Source organism: Chryseobacterium glaciei, assembly GCF_001648155.1.
Lineage (GTDB): Bacteria > Bacteroidota > Bacteroidia > Flavobacteriales > Weeksellaceae > Chryseobacterium > Chryseobacterium glaciei.
In genome coordinates this window covers 2,251,839-2,272,442 of the sequence record NZ_CP015199.1, presented here as the reverse complement: position 1 = coordinate 2,272,442, position 20,604 = coordinate 2,251,839, and the positions used below count along the sequence as shown (strand labels likewise).

The following is a 20,604-nucleotide window of genomic DNA, read 5'->3' as shown; positions in this document are numbered from 1 at the left end:
AGAGTAACTTAAAATTTTAACTTAAATTGCCTCAGTCGGAGTTGAAACCTGATCTGCAAAATACTGTTCAAGCTCTTTCAAAGTTTCAGGATTGGTCTGAATATCTTTTACCAACTGACCTTTATTTACCACAACAATTCTGTTGCAAACCTCTGTCGTATGTGAAAGATCGTGACTTGAAATAAGAAACGTCACCCCATCTTGTTTCGATAATTCTTTAATTAAATTCTTCAGTTTAATCTGTGTGGAAGGATCTAAGTTGGCAAAAGGCTCATCCAGAATAATAATTTCAGGATTTCCGATAATTGCGCCTACAATTCCTACTTTTTTCTGATTTCCTTTTGACAGATCACGAACATATTTTCCTGAATTCAAAATTTCTCCATTAAATAAATCATGAAACTGTTTTAAAAATTCATCTACAGAAGCTTTATTCTGTCCTCTCAGTTCACCGATGAAATAGAAATATTCCTCTGGTGTCAGATAACCAATTAAAAAAGTATCATCCACAAAAGCTGAAACTTTGCTTTTCCAGGCTTCGGATTCGCTTACTTTAATTCCGTCAATGCTTACAGAACCTGTGGTAGCCTGAATCAGATCTAACATTAAGCTGAATAACGTTGTTTTTCCGGCTCCGTTATTTCCTACAAGACCGAAAGTTTCGCCGTTTGGGATTTCAATATTTTCGATATTCAGAACAGTCGCAGTTCCGTATGTTTTAGATAAATTATTTATAGTAATCATATTAATCTTTGTTTTTGAATGCGTCTAACGTACTGTATTTCTCTTTTTTATAGTGTCTTACGATGGTGTCGAAGATTTTTTCTCTCAATAAAAATCCAATTAATCCTAAAATTGCGATGCTTACCACACCGGCAGTCATTCCGAAGAAATATTTTGAAATTCCAAAAACAGCCATCGGTAAAAGCATTTTTGGAATTAATAACAGCAAAGCTTTCATATTGAAACTATTTTTCTGTCCAATCCTTTTTTCTCTGGAATTAAGATCGATTTGAGTTTTATTAAATGCTCCAGACCAAAGCGTAAATTGAGAATTAACTCCAATATTGTACAACCCCGCTGCGAAGAAAGTAATGTAGATTTCCCAACCCCAATAAGCATAAAATATGGCAATAATCATGGAAACTCCAGTTACAATATTCATCAACCACCATTTTGCTTTTAAATATTCTTTATAAGGACCATTCAAGGTCATCATCAAAGGATAATAAGAACTGTCGAAAGCCGGAACCCTTTGCCCAAACAAAAATTGAAAACCTCCCGTCACAAAAAGTCCCATAAGCATCATCATGTAAGGCGTTTTATAGACTGATGAACTGAACATGAGCATTCCATAGAAAATAAACAGAAAACTCCCTAAAATGATTCCTTTGGCTACTTTATTACGTCTTAACAGCTTGATATCGTTATTAATAAATGTTCCGAGGACACCATATTTATTTAAAAAGGCAATATTTTCGGTTCTTCCAATCACTTTTTTTGCTTCCAATCCTTGATCCAAGTAAAATTCCTGATAAACATGTTTAAAACAAATCCACCAAAGTCCCGAAAACAAAACGATTGGTATTAAAATTAAATAAGGCTTTGTATAAAAACCATAGAAAAAGGTTTCAGAATAAGACAAAAGCGGAATGATATGGTAATACGTCAAAAGTCCTAATCCTACGAATATAGAACCAATTACGATAGCAATCGTTTCTTTATTATTGAAAAGTATATTGATGAAATTATTAAGGTAGAAAAGCAAAGAAACTCCAATAAACCAAGCCAAAACTTCTACAAATCCGTATCCGTTGAATAGCGCGACGATAGAAAATGTGATGAAAAATAAAGAATTTATCCAACTGAAAACCGATAAAAATGTTTTGATCAACATGTAATTGACCAATGTTTTCTTAGAGATATTCAGCGTAAGAAGGGGTTTTATGTTTTGGGTAGACATTTCCTGCCACATGTATTTGACAATCAAATCTACTACCCAGGCAATAATCATGAATTTTGAAACTACTTTTATAGGATCGGCATTCATCTTTTCCTGAACCATGTAGAAAACAGCAAAAGCCCCTCCCACCAAACATGCCATAAAATAAAGAATCCCCATAAACCGTAAGATCTTCATGGCCAAATTTACCCCAACAGAAGTACCGCGAAAAAAACTTTTTATTTCTAGCCTTAGGAACTTTACAAACATAGTTTACTTTTTTACATTAGTAAGTGGAATGCAAAATATGTTACAGATTTTTAGCCAATTAATTCTTTCGCCTGCGCCAAAGCCGCTTCAGTAATTTTACTTCCGGAAAGTAATTGGGCAATTTCGTTGAGTTTTTCTTCGTCACTCAAAGTAACAATGGTTGATTGCGTTTTTCCTGCAATATCCTGTTTTACCACTTTGTAATTATTATTTCCTTTTGCGGCAACCTGCGCTAAGTGAGAAATAACGATCAACTGCATGTCCTGAGACATTTCACGCATCAGATTTCCGATTTCTTCGGCTACTTTTCCTGAAACTCCGCTATCGATTTCGTCTAAAATAAGCGTTGGAAGCTCGTCACTTTCAGCAATGATTTTTTTGACAGCCAACATTACTCGTGATCTTTCACCGCCGGAAATAGCTGTTTGAATAGGCTTTAAAGGAAACCCAGAGTTTGCCTGAAACAATAACTGAATATTTTCTTTCCCGAATTGATTGAATTCTGAAGTATCTTGAAGCTCAATATCAACTTTAGCTTTTTCAAGACCTAGTTTTTTAAGTAAGCTTTCTGCTTTTTTAATGAAAACAGGAATACTTTTCTTTCTATTTTTAGAAAGTTTTTCGGAAAGAGATTGAAGAGATTTTTCCTTTTTAGAAATATTTTCTTCAATTTCAATAATATTTGATTCTAATTCTGATGCACCTTGTTGTTCTCCTGCTAACTGATCTCTGATTTCTTTTAATTCATTAACATCAGAAACATTATGCTTAATAAATAGAGCATTGAGTTTATTATTCAATTCAGAAAGTGAAGCAAGATTTTCAGGATTGATTTCAATTTTTTCAGACTCGTTTTCCAACTCGGAAATGATGTCTTTTAATTCTACAAAAGATATTTCTAATCTTTGGTCAAGCTCAGAAAAGCTGTTTGAAACCTCAGAAATTTTTGACAATTTATTTTTAGCTTCATTAAAGAAAGATAAAATCCCGATTTCTTCCTGATGAAATCTTGATAAAACCTGAGCCAGATTTTCGGAAATCATTCCTGCATTTTCCTGAATAGAAAGCAGATTTTTTAATTCTTCATAATCAACATCATCCAGATTCAACTCTTCCAATTCATTCAATAAAAACTGCTTGTAATCGCTTTCTTTATTGCTTTCGGAAAGTTGTGTCTGTAATTTTTTTAGTTGAGTTTTTAAGCTTTGAAATTCTAAAAATTCATGCTGATATTCTTCAACGATCTTTTTATTTTCGGAAAGTCCGTCAATGATTTTAAACTGATATTCTGATGTGAAAAGGTTTGAAGTTTCAAACTGTGAATGAATATCAATAAGTTGCGAAGACAATTCTCTTAAAACATCCAACGTAACCGGAACATCATTAATAAACGCTCTGGATTTCCCGGCAGGAGAAATTTCTCTGCGGATAATGGTTTGATGCTCATAATCGAGATCATTTTCGATAAAGAATTTTTTGAACTGATTATTTAATTCAAATTCCGTTTCTACAATGCTTTTTTCTGCTGCATTTGAAATAGATTTTACGTCTGCTCTCTCACCCAAAATAAGTCTGAGAGCACCCAAAATAATAGATTTGCCGGCACCGGTTTCCCCAGTTATTACTTGTAAACCGTTGTGTAATGATACATCAAGCGTATCAATTAGGGCAAAATTTTTAATGTAAATTCTCGAAAGCATTGATGTAGCGTTACTTTAGGTAATGCAAATATAGAACTTTAAAATTCAGAATTCAAGACTGAAAAATCAGAGTTTTATTGTTTCCACTGACTCCACTTAGAGTCTGTATTTTTCGGATTCATGAGGATCAATAATTGTTTCAGATCACCCAATGCAATTCCTCCATTATTATTAGAATTAAAAATATTAAAAATCTCATCCGCTTTATTCATCAGAAAAAGATCTAAATAATAATTCTGGGTGAAATTGCTTTCATAAGTTTTCAACTGTAACAAACCATCAAAAATAACTTTCTTTGCCTGTGTCTGATCCTGATTGAACAAATTATCTAAGCCCGCTCTGTGATAAGTATAAAATAAAGATCTTAACTGTACCATATTAGGACTCATAATTTCTCTGATCAACTGTGAACGGTTTCTCGGTTCGTTGATTTGCTTCCATCCTTCATAAGTATTCTGAGATTCTCCGTTTTGCGCAATTTGTTGAGCTTTTTGAAACCATGGAGTTCCACCCGAAGACTGGAAACTGTCTGCATCATAACCTAAAATTACATAAACATAAAAACTAATCATATCAATTAAGTTTTTACCGGAAAATTGTCTTTCGTTAAAAATAAGATTCTCATTTTCAATATATTCAAAAGAAAATCTCTGATCCTGAAGATTTATTAATGTTGATTCATAATTGGTATTATAAACCGGACGTACCGCCTGAACAACGATATTTCCTTTGTATTTATTATTACCTGGACTTTCTGTCAGAACAATAGCAAAATTACATTTTACCTTTTCAAAATTCTGAAGCTTTTTCCCCGTCCAACTTGTATTATTGATGAAATCCCTAAGACTTTTTTCCAAGGCTTTATATGCCTGCTGGTTACTTCCACCCAATTGTTGAGCATTTACCTGAACGGTAGCCAGCAACTCCTGAGAAAAGCTAAGATTACATATGAAAAGCAGTAAAAATAAACTTATGTATTTTTTCATTATCTATTAAAAATTGAGAACGGAAATTTATTAAAATTATTTCAATATCTGAGACTCAACAAAATTAAGAATGTCTTTTGCAACATCGTCCTTAGATTTTAGTTCAAATTCTTTTTTCTCCGTTTTGGTGAATATTTTTATTTTATTGGTGTCATTTTTAAATCCTGCGCCTTCATCACGAAGAGAATTCAAAACAATCATATCAAGATTTTTCTTTTCCAATTTTCCTTTGGCATTTTCTTCTTCATTTTGGGTTTCCAAGGCAAAACCGACTAAAAACTGATGGGTTTTCTTTTCGCCCATTGTTTTGAGAATATCCGGATTTTTAATTAATTCAATCGTTAGGCTGTCATCATTTTTTTTGATTTTTTCCTTAGCGACTTCCTTTGGAGCATAGTCTGCAACAGCTGCACTTGCGATTCCAATATCAATTGTATCATAAAACTCAAATACTTTCGTCAACATTTCTTTTGCAGAAGTAATTTTATGAACATCAACATTTTTATCATTCATCACCTGAGAAGTCGGCCCTGATATCAAAATAACTTTTGCACCTCTTTTTGAAGCTTCTTCCGCCAAAGAGAATCCCATTTTTCCTGAAGAATGATTTCCTATAAATCTTACAGGATCAAGGGCTTCATAAGTTGGTCCGGCTGTAATTAAAACCGTTTTTCCTTCTAAAGTTTTTTTATGATTTGAATTAAAAAATTCTTCAACCGCTTTAGCAATTGTTTCCGGTTCCGCCATTCTTCCCTGCCCGATCAGTCCGCTTGCCAGCTCGCCATCTTCTGCAGGAATAATGAAATGCCCGAAATCCTCAGCCAATTCTAAATTCTGTTTTGTGGAAGGATGTGCGTACATATCCAAATCCATTGCAGGAGCTATAAAAACAGGGCATTTCGCTGACATATAGGTTGCAATGACTAAATTATCACACATTCCGTGCGTCATTTTAGCCAAAGTATTTGCTGTACACGGCGCAACGATCATTACATCTGCCCACAACGCCATTTCAACATGGCTGTTCCATGTTCCGTTTTCGTTGTAGAAATCTGTATAAACAGATTTCTTCGATAGCGTAGACAAGCTCAGCTTCGTTACAAAATGCTCGGCATCCGGAGTCATAATCACCTGAACTTCCGCACCTTTTTTGATAAAATCTCTTATCAGAAAATGAATTTTATAGGCTGCAATTCCTCCAGAAACGGCAATAAGAATCTTTTTCCCGGAAATACTCATTTAGTTTTAATTTTTTAAAACACTAAAATACTTATTTTTTCTCACAAACCATTTAAACAACAAAGGTCATAAAAGAAATAGTTCCTTTATGACCTTCATCTATTAAAAACCAAACGGTTTTTATTTTCTTTCTTCAGTTTTTCTGAAGTAAATATCTTCGTTTAACCATTCTTCGATCGCGATAGAAGTTGGTTTTGGAAGTTTTTCGTAATGTTTAGAGATCTCAATCTGTTCTCTGTTTTCGAAAACTTCTTCCAATGTAGAGTTGTGAACAGCAAATTCGTCTAATTTGTTATGCAATTCTGTACGAATTTCTGCGTTGATCTGCTCTGCTCTCTTTCCCATGATAACAATAGCTTCATAGATTGAACCTACTTTATCTTCAATCTTGTCTTTATCGTAAGTAATAGTATTTACTTCTGCTTTTGTATCTTTTACACTCATTTTGAGAAAATTAATTTATTTATAAGGTGGCAAATTTACGAATTATCTTTGGATTTTGAAAGTCGCTGCCGGTGGAGGTGTCTGAAGCTTCGCACTGTCCCTCTGGATCTGCATTGCTTTCTTCTCAGCATCGATCTGATTTTTAATCTGATCTTCAGTTTTGTTCTTTTCAGCCAGCTTTTCTACTTCTTTTTTCTGTCTTGCAGTTAATGTTGCAATTCTAGCTTCTGTTTGTTTTTTTACAACTGCGAAATCTTTCTTTTCTTTCTCTAATTTCTCTCTAAGATCCAATGCAGTTTTAGAATATTCTGTATTCGGAAGATCTTTTTCAACTTGTTTTGTAAATGACAATGCACTTTCAATACGTTCGTCTTTAAGATCATAGATCGATTTTTGAGCCAATAAGTAACGTGACTTCATCATATAATCATAGATTTTCGGACGAAGTTTTGTACTCGGGAAATCTTCCAATACGTTTTCTAAAGCCGTATTTGCAGCTTTATAATCACCCATATTGAAGTATTGTCTTCCGTTTTCGTAAGATTTGAACTCTAACTTGTAAGACAGCTCATCAATAAGAGTTGTGATATTTTTAGATCTTTCAGAAGTTGGATAATTATTCAAGAAATCCTGTAACTCATTAATTGCCAATTCTGTACTAGACTGATCCAAATTATAATCCATTGACCCTTCATAGTAACATAAAGCCGACATATACGCCGCCTCTTCTGCTCTAGGATCCTTTGGAAAACTTACTGCAAAGTTTTTGAACTGATGCCCAGCCAACTTATAATTTTTATCATAATAGTTTGCATACGCCGTATTGAAACCCACATTAGGGAAATCATCCGTACCTGCAACCAAATTAGCCAACCTGTCATAAAGAGCCAGTGAATTTTTCCACTTCTTTTTTGCAAAGTTCTCATTTGCAACCTTTAAGATGTAGTTTTTATCCGCACTTTTCATCGCTTTATCTTGCTGACTCACACATGAAGATACCACAGCTACAGCAAAAAGACCTAAAATATATTTTTTCATATAAAAAATTCACAGTTTTCGGATTATATGACCGATCTATTAATTTGCAAAAATATAACTTTTTTGTCAATAGATTTTTTTTTATGAATATTTAACGTAATTTTAGTCTGCAGCGTATCCCAAAATTGCAAAAATACTCATCAAAAGATTCATTCTTACCTTTTTTTCGGCTTCTTTACTGTAAGCTTCTTCGTTTTTACTCGGAACATAGAGCTCATAAAAGTTTTTATTACGAATTACAAACAATGTAGAACCTATAATTGTGGTCAAAATATCCTCCGGTTTTGGAGTAAATGTGAAAACTCCGGACGTAACTCCTTTTTTTATGACTTCGTCCAGTTTTTTAACGAATAACTGATAAAAATCGAGAAGTTCATCCTTTAAATTTTCTGTATGTCGAAGTTCCTGTGTAACAAATCCGTGAAAATAATTATATTTAAATAATTGAGAGACAATATATTTAATAATTTCCTTCATCTGCATTTCCGGTTTGCCATCTTTGATCGTATCTGCAAATTCCGAAAAATTTTCCCTTGTCTTTAGAACTCTGTACTGATAGAGATAAGACATCATTTTCTCCTTAGAACCGAAATAATAAGAGATCATTGCGACATTAATACTGGCTTTGGAACAGATATCCCTCACCGACGTTCCTTCATATCCTTTTTTCGCAATCAGCTCTTCGGCGATGTCTAAAATATGGATTTGTTTTTCCGTAAATTTTTTCTTCATGAAGTGTAGTTTGAGTAAAGTTAAGAAATTTTTAACATATTTATAAACGTTCGTTTAAGAATTTTATATTAATTCTAAATCGCTAACATGTTGTCCATTTTAAAACAGTCTTAATTAGCTGATAATTAAACACATATTTTTGTTTTACTTTTTTAAATGAAATGGCTTTGTTTATCTCTATCAAAAATTATTCTACTTCAAAAGTTCTTTGTTTAACCTTGCGATTATTAAATGCAAAGAAATACAAAGAATTGATTTTAAAACCTTTAAACTAAGATAAACAAAGGCGTTTCACTTATTTTCGAAATACAAAGACTCAAAATACACAACAGATAAATAGTTAGTATTTTTGTACATGGATTTTTTTGATTTTCATCATCATAAGAAAAATGTGACCTACGGAATTTATAATTTAGATTTAAATAATATTCCGCCAGATTCGCTGTATTCTATTGGGATTCACCCTCAAGACATTAATATTGAATCAATTGATAATCAAATTGATTGGTTACAATCAAACATCAATGAAAATTGTTTTGCAATCGGAGAATGCGGACTGGATTCTTTTGTTGAAATCGATCAAAAAATTCAGGAAGACATTTTTCTAAGACAGATAAAAATTTCAAATGAAGTAAAAAAACCTTTGATTATTCATTGTGTAAGAAAATTTTACGAAGTGATTTCCTTCAAAAAAAAGGCTGAACAGGCAATGATCATTCATGGTTTTAATAAAAAACAAAGCATTGCCGAAGACCTGCTTAAAAATAATTTTTATTTGAGTTTTGGAAAAGCGGTTTTGTATAATTTATCTTTGCAAAATATTCTGAAAATTACCCCTTTAGACAAAATCTTTTTAGAAACTGATAATGAAGATTTTAACATTGAAGATTTATATCAAAAAACTTCAGAACTCAAGGGGATTTCTTTGGAAAAACTGAACGAACAAATTGTAGAAAATTTAGAGACGATAAAAAATGGATAAAAACTGGTTGGAGAGAACGGAACTTCTCATCAAAGAAGAAGGTTTGGAAAGATTGAATAAAGCGACTGTTCTGGTTGTCGGATTAGGCGGAGTTGGCTCGTTTGCGGCAGAATTTCTGGCAAGAGCGGGAGTCGGAACTATGACGATCGTAGATGGTGACACGGTAGATATTACAAACATTAACAGACAGTTACCAGCTTTACATTCAACAATAGGAAAACATAAAGTAGAGGTTGTTGCAGAAAGACTTTTAGATATTAATCCTACACTTAATTTAACCAAAATCAATGAGTTTCTAAATCCGGAAAGAATGGATGAAGTCCTGGACTCTGCAAAATTTGATTATGTTTTAGATTGTATCGACAGTGTAACGCCAAAACTTTGTTTAATCATTGCTGCAAAAAGAAGAAAAATAAAAATTGTAAGCTCAATGGGAGCTGGAGGGAAGACCGATCCAAGCAAGGTAATGGTAAGAGACATCAGCAAAACTGAGCATTGCCATCTTGCAAGGCAGGTAAGAAAAAGATTAAAAAAAGAGAAAATTGATAAAGGCGTTCGTTGCGTTTTTTCAAACGATATTCAAGATGAAGAAAGCCTGAAAATGACAGACGGAACTAATTTTAAAAGATCTTTTTATGGAACGATAAGTTATATGCCTGCGATTTTTGGACTCTATACTGCTTCGGAGGTTATTAACCATTTATTGAAAAAAGATTAAAAATTTATTTTCTCACAGATTTCACGGATCAACACGGATGTTTATGTTTTATTTTTCTCTGTGAGAATTTGTGAAATCTGTGAGAAAAATTCAAAATAAGACTATATTTACACCCTGTAAATGACAAATTTCAAATATCCCAGAGCCGAAAAACTCAAAAAAGACAATGAGATCACTTTACTTTTTGAAAAAGGTAAATGGAGAACCTTTGGAAATTTGAGAATTATTATTCTAAAAGATAAACCTACTTTACCTGTAGAAGCTTTAAAAATTGGAGTTTCTGTTTCTAAAAGATATTTCAAGAAAGCAGTTCACAGAAATCGCGTAAAGAGATTATTACGAGAATGTTATCGTTTGAATAAAGATCTTTTCAGGGAAGCTTTTGGTGAAAAAACGATTGCGATGATGTTTTGGGTTTCGCCTGAAATGCCTGCGAAATTTCAGGATGTGGAAGCGCAGTTTATTAAGCTTTGTCAGTCTAATCAGCCTCAGAAAAAGGCTTAAATTCCATTTTAATTTAACTTTTTTATCCCACAGATTACTCAGATTTGCACAGATGATTGTGTGGTACTTTCTTGTGCTTAAATATGATTCGCTGAGAATTAAAAATTCATTAAAATCTTTGCATACTTTTTGTAACTTTATGGGAAACAATTAATCTGAAAATTAAAATGTTAGATCATATTCCCTTTTTACCTTATGTTCTGAGTGCATTTATCGGTATCGGACTGGCTGCTGCGACCGGCTTCAGAGTTTTTCTTCCGATGTTTGCGGTAAGTCTGGCTTCATATCTGCATTGGATTCCGACGAATGAGAACTTTGAATGGCTTTCCGGCCTTCCGACACTTATCACAACCGGAATTGCTACGGTAGCTGAGATCCTCGCTTATTATATTCCGTTCATCGATCATTTATTGGATACGATCTCTGTTCCGATGGCGACTGTTGCCGGATCTGTTTTGTTTGCGAGTCAGTTCGCAGATTTGGGAACTTTTCCGCAATGGGCTTTGGCTTTGATCGCGGGAGGAGGAACAGCAGCAACCATAAGTTCGGGGTTTGCAGGACTTCGGGCAGCTTCTACAGCCACCACAGGCGGACTCGGAAATTCAGTTGTTGGAACTACAGAAACAGCAGGAGCGGGAATTATGACTGTTTTAGCAATGGCAATGCCTATTTTGGCCGGAATCTTCGCTATAATTTTAGTTATTCTCGTTGTCGTTTACGGACGAAAGGCATGGCGAAAATTGAGAAGTAAGAAAAATGTCGTCAATAATACATAAAACAAAAATGCTGAATCTTTAGGACTCAGCATTTTTTATATTTTCTTTTTTTAAACCTTAGTTTTTCCCTCGAATATCCTTGATTTCTTGAATTTTTCCTTCAAAATATTCTTTCTTTTCAGGATGTTTGGTTATTAATATATTGAAAGCTTTGATCGCTTTTGTGTACAATTTTTGTTCGAAATACAGAGTCGCCAGAGTTTCTGTCATTAGATGTGAAATATCATCCGTTTTTTCTTTCACAACGAAATTAACTTCATCTTTTAGCTGAGAAATTTTAGGGTTATTTTCTATGAAAGATTCAATAACCTTATTTTTAATTTCAGTTTTTACTTTATCTACAGGTTCTGCTTCTTCTATCGGCTCAACATCTTCTACAGTTTCTTCTGTTTCATCAGATGGTCTGTCGATTTTCAACCAGCTTTGCCATGTATTGATAAATCCGGGAACATTGCTGTCTATAGGATTTATCTTTTCGGCAGGAATTTCTACGATCTCCTCTTTTTCCTTTTGCTGCTCTTCTTTAGCTTTATTGGCATCAACTGCCCAGCTTGAAATAATATCTGAATTAAAGAAAGAAACATTTAAAGCCGGAGCTTCTTCCTCTTCCTCGTCTTCTTCTACAGTTTCAGGTCTTTTAATTTTTCGTTCGACAACAGGCTCTTCAATAGCTTCGATTTCCTCTGAATTTTCTTTAGGAAGCTCTACTTCTTCTGCCTGAGGTACAATTTCTTCCTGTTTTGGAGCTTCTTCTTTTACCTCTTCAACTTTTGGCTGAGGAGTTTCTGTTGATTTATTAAGTAAAGAATCCGGAACGTGAGACTCAAGGCTCATTGGTTTCCATGCGGATTTAACTTCTTGTGGAGCTTCTGCGACAGGTTTTTCTTCTGGAAGTTCTTCGTTTACAGTTTCTTCAACTGGTTCAACCTCTTCAGGTTTATTTTCAACTAATTCAGGTTTCTCTTCCTCAGTTTTTTCTTCAATTTTCTCTTTTGCAGGTTCTTCAACATTAAAACTTTGAGTTTCTGCAAAACTTATTTCATGTCCTGAAATTTCAGGTTCAGTTTCTTTTTGTTCAGAAGAAACCTTTACCGTTTTCATTTTTTTCTCAACCTCTTCAATCAAGCGTCGCATTTCATCTTCATGTTTGTTGATGTTTGGCTGAGGAATTTCTTCGCTTACAGTTTCTTCAACAGTATTGGATTGAATTTTAACGTCAGGAAGGAAAGAATCTGTTCCGTGGAAACTTAATTCAGCATCATTATTTACCTTTTCTGTTTCACTTTCTGAAGTAATTTCTTCTTCATTGATGATTTCTTCGGGAGTAAATTCTATTTTAGCTTCAACTTCATTAAGTTCTTCATTTTCAAAAGAAACCGCATCGTTTTCTTCAACTAAATGATCTTCTTTAAGCTCACTTTCAGTTAAAGAAGGTTCTATTTCATGGTAGCTGACATCAGCTTCATCATCAATTTTTTCTTCCTCTGCTATTGAATCTACTTTCTCTTCATTAATGATTGTTTCTGGAGTAAATTCTGAAATTTCTTCAACAGGATTTTCTTGCTGAACTTCCTCAGAAATTGGTTCTTCCTGAATATCTTCAACTTCATCAATCACCTCTTCTACTTCTTTCTTTTCAGCTTTTTGAGTAACAATAGATCCTGACTCTAAAGTAGATTCCAAATCAATTGTTTCCAAAGTATCGTCATTAAGAAAGTTTTCTTCACCTTCAAACAGGATGCGGTTTCTTTCACCATCTACATGAAGATGCTTAATTTCCGGTATGATTTGAGCCTGAAGAAGAAATGCTTCCTCGTGCTTTTTATCTTTAACGATCTGTTCGGCTTGCTCTTCCTTGATGATCTGTTGTTGCTCTTTTTCCTCTCTTTTAATAGGAAAACTGCTGCTTTTATAAATATATTTGAAAGTATTTGCAGAAACCAAAGGCTTTTGCTCTTCAATAATTTCGGGTTTTGGCTTTTGCTTAATTTTACCGTTAATCAACTGATAAAGAATTTTCTTATCCGTTGTATAAGCAGCCGTTGTAGAAAGCTCTTTCTGATAATTTTCTTTATCATAAAGATGAATCCCATACAGATGTAATGCTCTGATATTTTGAATATAAGGAAAAGAATTGATCTCCTCTTTCAAAAGATTAAGATCTTCTGACTGTATATTTTTGGGGTTCTTTAATAATTCTAAAACTCTTGGATTCATTTTACCAATTCGCTACAATATCGTTAAATATCTTGTTAATGATTCTATCTGTTGCAATCTTCACCTGTGAAGCCTCTATATCTGATTGTGATAAGTTACTGTTGAAAACCGCTTCATCAGAATAGGTCCTGTCGAAACTTGAATCCGGATGGACTTTGTTTTCATAATGTACTTTCACTGTGATTGTTAATTTATTTTGAGAATCCTGAACAATTCCTCCCGTCGTTTGATTGGTCGTAGAATTTGACCCAATCGTAGTCGGTGTTATAGAATAATCTGAGATTTCTCCTTCGATCAAAATATCAGGATTTTCTTTGGTTCCTTTTAACGTCGTTCTTTGTAAAAATCTGTTCTGAATATCCGTTGAAAACTGCTGTGACAAGGCAGGATTCACCAAGGCAGCATTATTCGGAAATTCATTGATCTGTACCGTTTTTTCGTCCGTTAAAGATGAACCCGTAAAAGAATAACACTGCTGAAACAATGTAAGAATTACAAATCCAAATATAATTTTCATTTTACTTATCATAAACCCTGCTTTTGATTTTGCGTTTCTAAAATATCTTTAAAGCTGACATATTTAATACAGATCCCGATTGGCGCAGTAAAAAGTATCCCGATTCCGCAAGCTATGATTCCTAATTCTGAAATTACTCCAACAACAAGGCTGAAAACCAATATCATAAAGAAGTTTTTCTTAGCAATTTTCCAAGAAAGTGAATACGCTTTTCTTACACTTTGCACTCTGTAAATCGAAATCAACGGCTGTACAAAGTAAAAAGAAATTGCAAATGCAAATATCAGCAATATAAAAAGGATCATCCAAACTCCCATTCCGCTTGCAAATAATGCTGTCCCGACATCGCCTGTACCGTCACCATATTTTGCTGCCATAATCATTGGAACCATAGACACTTGAATAGGAATCATCAATATGAAAATTGCCACAAAAAGCAAAATCATAAATTTGAAATACACCCAAAAATCTGTAAAATCAAAAATATCACCGGCCTGAACTTTTTCTCCTGCATCTACTTTTCTGCAAATTTTATAAAAATTTCCTAATGCCAATAATCCGCAAAAAGGAATTATACTCATTACAATTGCAAGAATTGTGGCCACTATAAATCCTCCAATATCTTTTTTGAAAAGTTCAAATCCGTCTGAAACGTATTTTCCGATGTTAAAATTGTATCCTCTTTTAATAATTAAGTCAAAATCCATGGTTAGTTTAGTCTTCTAGGTTATATTGTTTTATTTTTCTGTATAAAGTTCTTTGTGAAATTCCCAACTCATCGGCCGCTTTGTTCCTGCGTCCTTTATGCTTATCCAACGCTTTGATAATCAAATCTTTTTCATTGTTTTGAAGTGACAGAGATTCAGGTTTATTTTCCTCAATTTCAATGTCTTCAAAATCTTCATAGCTGTCATCATTATCAGTATTTGATATAATGGTCGGCGTCTGAACAGTTGGATTATTATTATTTTCAAAATACAATAAAGAACTTGCCGGTGCTGCCTGCTGAGGCTCAGGAGTATAAATTCTGCTGATCAGATTCTTTTCCTGATTGCTAAGATCTGCTGTTCCTCTGTTCTTTATCAGTTCCGAAGTTAAGGATTTTAAATCATTAATATCATTACGCATATCGAAGAGAATTTTATACATAATTTCTCTTTCGCTTCCGAAATCATTCTGTTTCTGATTGTTAGGAGCATTTACCACCATTGGCAAATGGGTCTCCATTGGGATATATTCTGATAATTTTTCTACCGTTACGCTTCTGTCACGCTCTACCACGGTCATTTGTTCAACCAGGTTTCTTAACTGACGAACATTTCCCGGAAAAGTATAATTTTCAACATAATGAACGGCGTTTGGTTCTAATTCCAATTCCGGCATTCTGTATTTTTCGGCAAAATCGATGGCAAACTTTCTGAATAACAAATGAATATCTCCTTTTCTTTCTCTCAAAGGCGGCATATCTATTTGTACCGTATTTAAACGATAAAACAAATCTTCACGGAATCTTCCGTCATGAATTGCCTTCATCATGTTGACGTTGGTAGCTGCGACAATTCTTACGTTCGTTTTTTGAACCTGTGAAGAACCCACTTTCATAAATTCACCACTTTCCAGCACTCTTAAAAGACGAACCTGCGTCTGTAAGGGAAGTTCACCAACCTCATCAAGGAAAATCGTTCCGCCGTCTGCTACTTCAAAATAACCTTTTCTGGTACCTGTTGCCCCTGTAAAAGCTCCTTTTTCGTGTCCGAATAATTCGGAATCGATGGTTCCTTCCGGAATTGCTCCACAGTTTACAACAATATAAGGCTGATGTTTTCTTTTGGATTCTGAATGAATGATTTTCGGGATAAATTCTTTCCCCACTCCACTTTCACCGATCACCAACACGGAAATATCCGTTGGTGCTACCTGAATAGATTTTTCTAAAGCACGGTTGAGAGCCGGAAAATTTCCGATAATTCCGAAGCGGTTCTTTATATTTTGTAAGTCGTTACTCATAAGTAAATTTTTGATTATTGATTTAAATTCTATTTACAGTTCTTCAATTTGTTTTCTGTAAATTTTGTTAAAATGATGAGTATAGCCATCTTCCATGGTTTTACCCTCATCATAGGTTTTCAATGCTAACCTTTTTAAATCCAAATAATCTTTGTTTCTAATTTTTGAAACTTTACTTTTAAAATATATATTTTCTGCAAAGTCATTCTCTTTGCTTTGTCTTTCAAAATTTTCTAGAGCTTTATCATATTTTCCAGTCTCAAAATAAGTAACACCAAGTTGGTAGTAATCATAAAAACCAACATTGTGATCTTTTTTCGCCAATTGACTCTCTATAATAGATATTGCTTTTTCTTTTTCTCCTAACGCAGAATAACAAATGGCTTTTGCAATGTGCAATTCGTAATCTCCATTTGCAGAATATCCTAAATATCCTACTGGATAAAATTTTTCTAAAGCCTCAATATCAGCAATTGCTCCCTTATAATCTCTAAGAAATTGATATTTACACCACCCTCTGTATCCTAAATGCATTTTAGGATCTAAATCAACGGCTTTATCAATAAGAATTTTCCAAGTAATAAACTCTCCTCGTTTCAAATAAGGAACTGCTTTTTCTTTATAAGCATTGGAAAAAGTAGGACAAAGCTTTATGGCTTTGTCAAATCCTTGCTGTGATTCTTTATATCCTTGGCCCTGTGATTCTAAAAAATTATAAACTTCACAAGCTTTTTTACAATCTTCACCAACTATCGTGTTGCAGTTAACTTGAGATTGTAAATTAGTATAAACAACAAGAATTAAAAGACTAAGGCAATATTTCTGAAACTTTTCCATTTTCAATTTTATACGTTAAATATTGGTAATAGTCTACTTTTTTTCCATCTAATTTCTTTGGAATCCAGCCATTTAAATTTTTAGTAAAAATAAGAAGCTGATCTGTTAACTCTTTATCAGCATCCGTTTCTTTGTATTCTTGATTCATCTGCTGAACCCTGAATAACCCTGATTTTCCGTCACAATTTACTAAAAACCTAACCGTTATATATCCTTTTAGTTTTTTATCTCCTTCAATATTTAAAGATTTTAATTTTTCTTCTATTGAAATTTTCTCTCCTTTATATTGAAATCCTTGAGAATCATTATAGTATTGAATTCCAAAATCTTCGCTTAAACATCTTTTAAACTTAGGATCATCAATTTTCTCATCAAAGGTAATATCACCTACGTGAGCAGAATATTTTGAAACGACAGCTTTTTCTGTCTGACAACTTGTAAGCAGTGGAAATAAAAATAATATGAATAGGAAGTTTTTCATTCGCAGTTTATACAACCGTTTCCCCTAAAAGTGTGCCTTGCGTATTCCCAAAAACGAAAACATCCACAATGTCACCCAATTTTTGTCCTTCAAGCATATCAAATACGCAAACGGCATTTTGAGAATTTCTTCCTTTCCATTGCTTTTCATTCTTTCTTGAAACACCTTCGATCAAAATACGATGAACACGTCCAACATATCCTTCCATTCTTTGTCTGGACAATTCTCTCTGTAAATCAATCACTTCCGCCAGACGTCTTTGTTTAACCTCAGCCGGAACATCGTCTTCCATCTTCTTGTGAGCAGGAGTTCCCGGTCTTTCTGAATAAGAGAACATATAACCGTAGTCATATTCCACTTCTTTCATCAGGCTTAAAGTATCTTGATGATCTTCTTCCGTTTCGCCGCAGAAACCAATGATCATATCCTGAGAAAAAGAAATATCCGGAACAATTTCTTTCGCTTTATTAATTAATTCTAAATATTCTTCACGAGTATGCTGTCTGTTCATTGCTTCCAACATTCTGTTGCTTCCGCTTTGAACGGGAAGGTGAACGTAATTGCAAACATTGTCGTGTTTCGCCATAATTCTGAACACATCCAAATTCATATCCTGAGGATTAGATGTTGAGAATCTGATTCTCATATTAGGAACTGCTTTAGCTACAAGATCAAGCAAATGTGCAAAATCAACGGCTGTAGCTTTCTGCATTTCAGATGCTTTGGCAAAATCTTTTTTAGGTCCACCTCCATACCAAAGGTAAGAGTCTACGTTTTGTCCTAAAAGCGTAATTTCTTTATATCCATTATCCCAAAGACCTTTACATTCTTCAAGAATTGAGTGCGGATCACGACTTCTTTCTCTACCTCTCGTAAATGGAACGACACAGAATGTACACATATTATCACAACCTCTCGTAATCGTAACGAAAGCTGTAACACCATTTCCGCCCAAACGAACCGGGTTTATATCTGCATAGGTTTCTTCCTTAGAAAGAATTACATTGATGGCATCTCTTCCGTCTTCGGTTTCTTTTAAAAGATTAGGTAAATCTCTGTAAGCATCAGGGCCAACCACAAGATCAACCAATTGTTCTTCTTCTAAAAACTTGGTTTTTAATCTCTCCGCCATGCAGCCCAAAACACCAACCGTCATGTTGGGTTTTTCTTTTTTCAGTTTTTTGAACTGAGCAAGACGCATTCTCACCGTTTGCTCCGCTTTCTCACGAATCGAACATGTATTTAAAAGGATAAGATCTGCTTCTTCTACTTTTAGAGTGGTATTGTATCCCTGATCATTAAGAATAGAAGCAACGATCTCAGAATCAGAGAAATTCATCTGACAACCATAGCTCTCTAAAAATAATTTTTTAGAATTCCCATCTCTTTCAGCAATCGCAAAAGCTTCTCCCTGCTTGGTTTCGTCTATATATTTTTCCTGCACTTTTGTAGAAATTAAATTTTAGAAATTGGGTTTTATATCAATGCTAAAAATAGTTTAGTTTGCAAAGATACAAAATATTGTGCCAGAATGGCAGGGTTATCTTTGTAGAAAAGTTATTGAAAAATTTAAAGGCATACCAATCCTCTCTTTAATTGGAATATTAGAATATAAAGCTGGTTTCCAAGTTTTTTTTAATCGTGAAAGAGTTCTTAAAAAATCTATATTAAATTTTCTATCGAAAATTACAGGGTAGATTCTAGGATTTACAATATGCCCATTTTTATCAATATAAAACTCTAAATTAATATCACCATTGATATGATAATCCTCAAAAAGAACCATGAAATTATCATGAAACTCTTTCGAAAAAACTTTATTTCCATCAGGATATTGCGCATGTGTTACAAAGTTATCTGCTTTATAATTTTCCCTATAATTACTCATTAGATCCTTTGGATAAAAAATAAACTCTGTCAAAGCTCCTATTTTCCTTCCTTTTACTTCTGCAGGCTTCCAGTGTTTTAAATTTTTGACAACTTCCTTTGCCAAATCATAAGCGCATTTGTTATTTTTTATATTTTCTGTATCATCATCTTGCACCAACTTAACACCAGCATCTTTTGTAACAATAATTCTTGGCTGATATATTTCCTTAACATCACATTCAGAAAACTTATTATTTTCAAGATAATCATGTATTTCTTTGTAAAAATTTACTGCTCCGCCTTCGTAAAAATATTCATTTTTAGGATATTCATCTAAAACCTCATTCTGAGAATACAGTAATTTAATTGAGATAATAAAAATTAGAATAAATATTTTTTTAATCATGATCATAAGTGTTTGAACTGAAATTAACCTTCAAAATATATTTTGAATTAATGGGAACTCCATCTTTTGTGGCGGGTGTCCATTTCTTTTTTACTTTTTTCATAGCGTACTTCATATCGTCAATGAACATCTCATTATTTTTAAACTTTGGAAGTACATCCAGATTGTTGGTTTTACCTTTTTCGTCAATATTAAAGATAAAAGTAACTTCACCTTGAATCGCATACAGCGCAATATCTATGTAGGCATGAACCATATTCATAAATTCTGTTTTAAACGCCCCATCACCACCCGGAAATTCAGCTTTTACTTCCTGCGAAAAACCTTTGAAACCAAAAAAGAAAAGAAATAGAATTATAATATACTTTCTCATTACAGATCTGTTGAAATAGATGACAGATTCATTTTTATTTTAACCTGAGAAGTTATTGGCTGACCGTTGCAAGATGCAGGAATCCAGTTTTTTTTGATTCTTCTCACCACATATTTCATGTCATCAAAAAAGACTTCACTGTTGGATACTTTTGGAGATCCTTCAATTTTGGTCACTTTCCCAGTTTGGTCGATCGTTAATACAAAATTGAAATCACCGTTTAAGACATAAAAATCAGAATTGAGATAATCAAACATATATTTTCTCAATGTTTCTTTATAAACCAATACTCCCCCTTCAAAAGCTGCAGCTTTAAAATCATTGCAGTTTTTCGCCGCAATTTGCAATAACGGCTCTTTGATATCTATTTTTAAAAGATTCTTATTGCTTTCCGAAGTAAAAGTATCGTCTCTTTCTTCAACATCTTGTTGTGCAAAAGCAAAATTTGCCACAAAAAGCCCGATGAATAATGCTAAGGTTTTCATGAATATATTTTTAATAGAGCAAAATTACATCAAAAAAAAGCTTCACACAAAAGTGTAAAGCCTGATTAAAATATTTAATTA

22 protein-coding genes are annotated in these 20,604 nt (G+C 33.6%); 4 read left to right on the top strand and 18 right to left on the bottom strand.

Annotated elements, in window-relative coordinates:
• Positions 1 to 21: 21 nt before the first annotated feature.
• The 8 genes from A0O34_RS10190 to A0O34_RS10155 form a co-directional block, all read right to left on the bottom strand.
• A complete protein-coding gene (locus A0O34_RS10190) occupies positions 22 to 744 on the bottom strand; it encodes an ABC transporter ATP-binding protein (RefSeq protein WP_066754301.1) in 723 nt (240 codons plus the stop codon).
• A gap of 1 nt (position 745) precedes the next feature.
• Complete coding sequence (locus A0O34_RS10185; protein WP_066754298.1) at positions 746 to 2,212, bottom strand: DUF5687 family protein; 1,467 nt, start codon at positions 2,210 to 2,212, stop codon at positions 746 to 748.
• A gap of 50 nt (positions 2,213 to 2,262) precedes the next feature.
• A complete protein-coding gene (locus tag A0O34_RS10180; RefSeq protein ID WP_066754296.1) occupies positions 2,263 to 3,912 on the bottom strand; it encodes a DNA repair protein RecN in 1,650 nt (549 codons plus the stop codon).
• Positions 3,913 to 3,986: 74 nt separating this feature from the next.
• Positions 3,987 to 4,898 carry a type IX secretion system protein PorD gene (gene porD, locus A0O34_RS10175; protein ID WP_066754293.1) on the bottom strand — a complete coding sequence of 304 codons (912 nt, stop codon included), beginning with the start codon at positions 4,896 to 4,898 and terminating at the stop codon, positions 3,987 to 3,989.
• 36 nt (positions 4,899 to 4,934) lie between these two features.
• Positions 4,935 to 6,137 (bottom strand): bifunctional phosphopantothenoylcysteine decarboxylase/phosphopantothenate--cysteine ligase CoaBC, encoded by a 1,203-nt coding sequence (gene coaBC / locus A0O34_RS10170; protein WP_066754292.1) that lies wholly within the window; start codon positions 6,135 to 6,137, stop codon positions 4,935 to 4,937.
• A 120-nt stretch (positions 6,138 to 6,257) separates the two neighbouring features.
• Positions 6,258 to 6,581, bottom strand: coding sequence for a DNA-directed RNA polymerase subunit omega (locus A0O34_RS10165; RefSeq protein WP_027378789.1), 324 nt, complete (start codon positions 6,579 to 6,581; stop codon positions 6,258 to 6,260).
• Positions 6,582 to 6,623: 42 nt separating this feature from the next.
• Positions 6,624 to 7,619: an outer membrane protein assembly factor BamD gene (locus A0O34_RS10160; protein ID WP_066754291.1), complete on the bottom strand. Its 996-nt coding sequence runs from the start codon at positions 7,617 to 7,619 to the stop codon at positions 6,624 to 6,626.
• A 102-nt stretch (positions 7,620 to 7,721) separates the two neighbouring features.
• Positions 7,722 to 8,351 carry a TetR/AcrR family transcriptional regulator gene (locus tag A0O34_RS10155; protein ID WP_066754290.1) on the bottom strand — a complete coding sequence of 210 codons (630 nt, stop codon included), beginning with the start codon at positions 8,349 to 8,351 and terminating at the stop codon, positions 7,722 to 7,724.
• A gap of 355 nt (positions 8,352 to 8,706) precedes the next feature.
• Between A0O34_RS10155 and A0O34_RS10150 the strand changes: the two genes are divergently transcribed.
• The 4 genes from A0O34_RS10150 to A0O34_RS10135 all read left to right on the top strand — a co-directional run bounded on the left by A0O34_RS10150 (position 8,707) and on the right by A0O34_RS10135 (position 11,331).
• Positions 8,707 to 9,333: a TatD family hydrolase gene (locus tag A0O34_RS10150; protein ID WP_066754288.1), complete on the top strand. Its 627-nt coding sequence runs from the start codon at positions 8,707 to 8,709 to the stop codon at positions 9,331 to 9,333.
• The gene (locus A0O34_RS10145) at positions 9,326 to 10,051 is read left to right on the top strand and encodes a tRNA threonylcarbamoyladenosine dehydratase (RefSeq protein WP_066754286.1); all 726 of its coding nucleotides are present in this window, start codon (positions 9,326 to 9,328) and stop codon (positions 10,049 to 10,051) included. Before A0O34_RS10150 ends, A0O34_RS10145 begins: the two co-directional genes overlap by 8 nt.
• A 120-nt stretch (positions 10,052 to 10,171) precedes the next feature.
• Complete coding sequence (rnpA, locus tag A0O34_RS10140) at positions 10,172 to 10,555, top strand: ribonuclease P protein component (RefSeq protein WP_066754284.1); 384 nt, start codon at positions 10,172 to 10,174, stop codon at positions 10,553 to 10,555.
• Positions 10,556 to 10,722: 167 nt separating this feature from the next.
• On the top strand, positions 10,723 to 11,331 hold the full coding sequence (locus tag A0O34_RS10135) for a DUF4126 domain-containing protein (protein ID WP_066754283.1): 609 nt from the start codon (positions 10,723 to 10,725) through the stop codon (positions 11,329 to 11,331).
• A 57-nt stretch (positions 11,332 to 11,388) separates the two neighbouring features.
• On the opposite strand, the gene A0O34_RS10130 is transcribed toward A0O34_RS10135, so the two are convergent.
• The 10 genes from A0O34_RS10130 to A0O34_RS10085 form a co-directional block, all read right to left on the bottom strand.
• Positions 11,389 to 13,548 carry a hypothetical protein gene (locus A0O34_RS10130; RefSeq protein WP_066754280.1) on the bottom strand — a complete coding sequence of 720 codons (2,160 nt, stop codon included), beginning with the start codon at positions 13,546 to 13,548 and terminating at the stop codon, positions 11,389 to 11,391.
• A gap of 1 nt (position 13,549) precedes the next feature.
• Positions 13,550 to 14,065, bottom strand: a complete 516-nt coding sequence (locus A0O34_RS10125; protein WP_228394377.1) for an LptE family protein — start codon at positions 14,063 to 14,065, stop codon at positions 13,550 to 13,552.
• An 8-nt stretch (positions 14,066 to 14,073) separates the two neighbouring features.
• Positions 14,074 to 14,772 carry a DUF4013 domain-containing protein gene (locus tag A0O34_RS10120; protein ID WP_066754277.1) on the bottom strand — a complete coding sequence of 233 codons (699 nt, stop codon included), beginning with the start codon at positions 14,770 to 14,772 and terminating at the stop codon, positions 14,074 to 14,076.
• A gap of 7 nt (positions 14,773 to 14,779) precedes the next feature.
• Positions 14,780 to 16,072, bottom strand: coding sequence for a sigma-54 interaction domain-containing protein (locus tag A0O34_RS10115; protein WP_066754275.1), 1,293 nt, complete (start codon positions 16,070 to 16,072; stop codon positions 14,780 to 14,782).
• A gap of 33 nt (positions 16,073 to 16,105) precedes the next feature.
• The gene (locus A0O34_RS10110) at positions 16,106 to 16,909 is read right to left on the bottom strand and encodes a tetratricopeptide repeat protein (protein WP_066754273.1); all 804 of its coding nucleotides are present in this window, start codon (positions 16,907 to 16,909) and stop codon (positions 16,106 to 16,108) included.
• Complete coding sequence (locus tag A0O34_RS10105; protein ID WP_066754271.1) at positions 16,881 to 17,390, bottom strand: hypothetical protein; 510 nt, start codon at positions 17,388 to 17,390, stop codon at positions 16,881 to 16,883. Before A0O34_RS10105 ends, A0O34_RS10110 begins: the two co-directional genes overlap by 29 nt.
• A gap of 7 nt (positions 17,391 to 17,397) precedes the next feature.
• On the bottom strand, positions 17,398 to 18,834 hold the full coding sequence (miaB, locus tag A0O34_RS10100; protein WP_066754269.1) for a tRNA (N6-isopentenyl adenosine(37)-C2)-methylthiotransferase MiaB: 1,437 nt from the start codon (positions 18,832 to 18,834) through the stop codon (positions 17,398 to 17,400).
• Between the two features lie 96 nt (positions 18,835 to 18,930).
• Positions 18,931 to 19,665, bottom strand: a complete 735-nt coding sequence (locus A0O34_RS10095) for an energy transducer TonB (protein WP_157885996.1) — start codon at positions 19,663 to 19,665, stop codon at positions 18,931 to 18,933.
• Positions 19,658 to 20,038, bottom strand: coding sequence for an energy transducer TonB (locus A0O34_RS10090; RefSeq protein WP_066754265.1), 381 nt, complete (start codon positions 20,036 to 20,038; stop codon positions 19,658 to 19,660). Before A0O34_RS10090 ends, A0O34_RS10095 begins: the two co-directional genes overlap by 8 nt.
• Positions 20,038 to 20,523 carry a hypothetical protein gene (locus tag A0O34_RS10085; RefSeq protein ID WP_066754263.1) on the bottom strand — a complete coding sequence of 162 codons (486 nt, stop codon included), beginning with the start codon at positions 20,521 to 20,523 and terminating at the stop codon, positions 20,038 to 20,040. The genes A0O34_RS10090 and A0O34_RS10085 overlap by 1 nt, the downstream gene beginning before the upstream one ends.
• Between the last annotated feature and the right edge of the window lie 81 nt (positions 20,524 to 20,604).